Source organism: Beggiatoa alba B18LD (assembly GCF_000245015.1).
In the GTDB taxonomy this organism is placed as follows: Bacteria; Pseudomonadota; Gammaproteobacteria; order Beggiatoales; family Beggiatoaceae; genus Beggiatoa; species Beggiatoa alba.
In genome coordinates this window covers 2,714,468-2,719,273 of sequence record NZ_JH600070.1, presented here as the reverse complement: position 1 = coordinate 2,719,273, position 4,806 = coordinate 2,714,468, and the positions used below count along the sequence as shown (strand labels likewise).

The following is a 4,806-nucleotide window of genomic DNA, read 5'->3' as shown; positions in this document are numbered from 1 at the left end:
GGGATTTCTCACAAGTGATGCGGCGTTTAATATGAACACCACAACAAGGAATATTCATTTTTTAACCGTCATCATCACGCTTTTTTATTCTTTAAATGAATGATTGATGAAGGCTGTCCTACCAAGCTATCAATATTTTTACCAAACAAAATACAAACGCTGTTCGCGCTTCTGTCCTTGAGCATCCAGAAAGACAAATGACATATATTCTGTTTGTAAGATTAATCCCAGTGAAGAGCTGGAAAGTACAGGCGTTGAGCTGATATCAGGTATTAAGGTGTAATGAGTGACCCCATTTTGTTGAATGATGACTTTGCCATCTGCTGTCGTCGTGACAGTTGCATTTCCTAAACCATTAATAGTCTTAATAGCTTGTTTAAAAACGGGTAAATCTTGCACAACAGGCGTTGTGACTAAAGTTTGACCATTTGCTAATACAAAACTGAATTGTCCTGCCGATAATGCTTCAACAGCTTGCTTCGTGAAGCTTTTTTCCACTAATGCTAATGGGGCTAACATAAACTTTACGCCGTCAATAGTCGCGTATAACAAACCTTCCGCTGTTTTTGCCACGCTTAATCCTGCAAGACTGGGTAATGCGTTTAATGCTGTTAATGTATCTTGTGTCACGATACAGCGACTTGCATCAGTCGCAACCTGTTGTTGTCCTGCAAAGGTTAATTCTAAATAAACTGTTTTTTCATTAACCGTATAATGTTGAAAATTATAACCTTGTTTATCTGTGCTTTTCGCAATTAACGCTAAAGCTTGATTGCAACGATCTGCTTGTAAAACAGCTTGTACAGGGCGGGTTACGTCTAACGTCCATGCTTCATCTGCTTGCCAATGGCTATGAGGCACATACGGGCTTGCATAAGTGGATAATTGACGCGGTGTTAACGGATTTTTCAGCGAAAACAGCACGGGAGTAGAAGCCATTTCTGCATAAATATCAAATTGACCTGTTATATATTCCCCTGCTTGTGCATTTTTGAAATGCAGGGTAGCCGCTTGTAACTGCCCTGTTGTCGGTAATGCAGGTAAATCAAAATAAAAGCCTGCTAACTGATGCGTATTTTCCTGCATAAATACATGCAAAGTTGCGGTAATTGTTGTTTTAGGGCCATCACTGGGAATAGAAACGGGAGGCACTTCGGTTTCTGGCTCAGGCTCAGTTGTTGGTTCTTCAATAACGGGTTCGCCATCAGAAACGGGAGGCACTTCGGTTTCTGGCTCAGGCTCAATTGCGGGTTCTTCAATAACGGGTTCACCGTCAGAAACGGGGGGAACTTCGGTTTCTGGTTCATATCCCGTATCAGTTTCATTATAAATAGGCTCACCTTCAGGAACGCTGCCATCATCACTGGCAATATTGACTGTTGCAACCGCTAATACAATTTCTTGTTCTTCCTTTGGTGAAGTAGCCCACGCTGAACCAGCTATCAACATCAGCAAACTAATGAATACAAGGTGTTTATAAACTTTTCTATGTTTTATAGGGGTTAAAAAAATATTTATCACGTTGAGAACCCTATTGTTAGTGATACTAAATAGATAGCGATTTATGGCGTTTTTTACCGTAACGATGCCTTAAGCAACGATTAAGAATGCTGTAGCTAAAGTTGTTTTTATTTTTATAATCAATAGTTTAAATTAAAGCTTTAATTCATTACTTTATTTTAACATAATGTTTTTTAGGCTTCATGAAATTTGATTGTAGTTTATTCTTAGATTAGCTTATAGTACACCTGTTTTTAAGCTTTTTAATAAAAAAATTCTTTATTAATCATACTAATCAGTTTGAATTTTTGAGTAGTGTTAAGATTCAATTTATTTTTTTAAAAAAAGGAGATAAAAATGCTTAAAGTCATACCATTTGGTTTGTTACTTTGTTGGGGAACTTTTGCATTTGCGGTCGAATACGAAGGCTTTACAGAATCAGAACAAGAAATTGAAGTTGCTGCCCCTGAAATGGGTGTGTTAGAAGCCATTAAAGTGAAAGAAGGCGACAAAGTGAAAACAGGGCAAGTCCTTGTCGTTTTAGATTCGCAAATCTTAGTTGCCGCGCTAGCGGTTGCGAAAGCAAAAAAAGGCGCGTCTGGACGTTTAACCGCTGCTCGAGCAATTGAAAAATTACGGCGTGACCGCTTAGACCGTTTATTGCCCTTGCTTGCTAAAGGTAACGCACAGCAATCAGAAGTCAGCCAGACTCAAATCGAATTAGAATCGGCAGTTGCGGAGACCCAAGCCGCCCGTGAAGCAATGCAAATCAGTGAAATGGAATATAAACAATTAGAAACGCAAATTGCACGCCGTACACTTCGCAGTCCTATCAACGGGGTTGTGACAGAAGTACATAAAGATGTTGCCGAATTGGTTGGCGGTAATGACGTTAAAGTGGTGACATTGGTGAGTACAAACCCATTACAAGCGACGATTAACGTCCCAACCGCAGAAGCATTGAAGTTAAAAACTGACCAAGCAGTCAATGTTAAATTTCCACAATTAGAACTCACACCCGTAGCAGGCAAAATTACTTATATTTCTCCTATCACTGATGCAAGTACTGATACGGTAAAAATCATCGTACAAATGCCTAACCCCGATGGAAAGTTACGAATTGGCGTAAAATGCTTCGTTGAAGTGAATTCATAGTTAATCCCTAACCTGTTATAATAAGCTGAATTTATTCGCGCTTTTATAACGTCATCATGGCAAAAACCTCCCGATATTCTGTGAATACGTCCCCCCTATTTCTACCAGACTTTTGCAGTGTTAAAAGTGTTTTTTTAGGCATCGTACTCACAGAATTACTCGCGTTTATCCTTGCTTTAGCCCCGCTCAATAAAGTGGGATTTGATTGGGGCTATACTATTCGCAATTTTTTTAATGATTTAGCCCTTATCTCTCTTTTTGTACAATGGATTACGCTCTTTAGCATGGCAACACTCTGTGTTTTAAAACCGTTTTTAACACAGTTTAATAGCAACAGTATTGTTGGCATCATCAGCTATTGCATCATTCTACTGGTCACTAATATTGTGGGAGAAGTAGCATGGCTCATCGATGAAAACATCAATCATCCTAATCTTAGTTTTGCCGTACAACATTTTTGGCTGATTCTACAATCAACATTAGTGATTGCCATTACTTGTGGCGCGGTTCTCAGCTACTTATTTTATAAAAGCACAGGGCGTAAGGCATTAATCACGCTGGTTTATATCAATATTGTTTTGACTGCTTTTATTCTCAGCGAATTAGTGGCTTTTTTACTTACACCTTTTCCATTCCGCCCCATAGCCGAACAACATCTCCTATTCCTACTCCGCAATTTAGGCATTAGTGCCATTGTTAGCGCAATTGTCTTACGTTACCTATACGTACAATATTCATTACAACAAGAAAGCAATTCAAATGCACACGCTAATATCCAAGCCTTACAATCCAAAATTCGCCCGCATTTTCTTTTTAACAGCATGAATACCATTGCAAGCCTGATTCGCTTTCAACCCAAAGAAGCAGAACAAGCCGTTGAAGACTTTGCTGAACTCTTTCGTGTCGCGCTGGCTGATGCGAGCGAGCGCGTGACGATTGAGGAAGAAATCAGTTTATGTAAACAATATTTACATATAGAAACGTTGCGACTTGGTGAACGTTTACAGGTTGAATGGCAACTGAATAATGTACCGATGGATAGCTTAATCCCTTCATTATCATTACAACCCTTGTTAGAAAACGCGGTGTATTATGGAATTCAACCCTTATTAGAGGGAGGGGTCATTGTTGTAACAGGTTTATTTGATGGGCAACGAATCTGCCTAGACATAGAAAGCCCTTTACCAACAGAACCTAAAACTCATCAAGGGCATGGTATTGGACAAGAAAATATCCAACGACGTTTAGCATTTTATTATGGAACGCAAGCGAAATTAATTCGCCAAGAAGGAGAGGGAATATATTGTGTGAGTTTACGTTTTCCTTATGAAAGAAAAGCGTAATTTAACTTGAGTTCGGCGATTTTTATAAAACAAAACAGAGACCTGCTAGGTTTTTAAAACTTAGCAGGTCTCTAATTAACGCTTTGAATTATAAACTAGAGTTAGAGGATGCGATTAATGATAAGAACTCCGCACGGGCGGCAGGGTTTTGGCGGAATGTGCCAAGCATTGCGGAGGTGGTTGTACTTGAGCTTTGTTTCTCTACCCCCCGCATAATCATACACATATGACGTGCATCCATGACAACCCCAACGCCATATGCATCTGTACATTCCTGAATTGCTAAAGCAACTTGATGGGTAAGTTGTTCTTGAATTTGTAAGCGACGTGAGAACATATCAACAATTCGCGCGACTTTAGACAGACCTAACACTTTGCCACGTGGTAAATAGCCAACATGACATTTACCAAAAAACGGCAACAGGTGATGTTCACATAAGCTATAAAATTCAATATCTCGTACTAAGACAACTTGGTCACTGTCTGATTCAAATAACGCCCCATTGACAATCGATTGTAAATCTTGTTGATAACCGCTGGTTAAACGCAGTATTGCTTTTGCGGCACGCTCTGGGGTTTTTAATAAACCATCACGAGTCACATCTTCACCGACATTGGTGATAATGTCACGATAAACAGATGTCAGGACATCAACAGCATTGTCTTGAATAGGATATTTTGAAGCGTCTTGGAACATAACATCACGACCTTTTGGAGTTTAGTGTTAATCAACACGATGATGATTGATGGTTGATACAGTGATAAAAAATACAACTAGAAACAATCAGGCAATTCCCTTGTATCGAGT

General features: G+C 39.3%; 4 protein-coding genes. 2 read left to right on the top strand and 2 right to left on the bottom strand.

Going from position 1 to position 4,806, the window contains the following annotated elements; translation table 11 throughout:
* Positions 1-138: 138 nt before the first annotated feature.
* A complete protein-coding gene (locus tag BEGALDRAFT_RS18280) occupies positions 139-1,521 on the bottom strand; it encodes a hypothetical protein (RefSeq protein WP_050978439.1) in 1,383 nt (460 codons plus the stop codon).
* Positions 1,522-1,857: 336 nt separating this feature from the next.
* Between BEGALDRAFT_RS18280 and BEGALDRAFT_RS11140 the strand changes: the two genes are divergently transcribed.
* Together BEGALDRAFT_RS11140 and BEGALDRAFT_RS11135 are read left to right on the top strand one after the other, a co-directional pair.
* Positions 1,858-2,655, top strand: coding sequence for an efflux RND transporter periplasmic adaptor subunit (locus BEGALDRAFT_RS11140; protein ID WP_002690037.1), 798 nt, complete (start codon positions 1,858-1,860; stop codon positions 2,653-2,655).
* A gap of 56 nt (positions 2,656-2,711) precedes the next feature.
* Entirely contained in the window at positions 2,712-3,998 is a 1,287-nt protein-coding gene (locus BEGALDRAFT_RS11135) for a sensor histidine kinase (protein WP_002690036.1), read from the top strand.
* Between the two features lie 88 nt (positions 3,999-4,086).
* On the opposite strand, the gene folE is transcribed toward BEGALDRAFT_RS11135, so the two are convergent.
* On the bottom strand, positions 4,087-4,695 hold the full coding sequence (folE, locus tag BEGALDRAFT_RS11130; protein WP_002690034.1) for a GTP cyclohydrolase I FolE: 609 nt from the start codon (positions 4,693-4,695) through the stop codon (positions 4,087-4,089).
* Between the last annotated feature and the right edge of the window lie 111 nt (positions 4,696-4,806).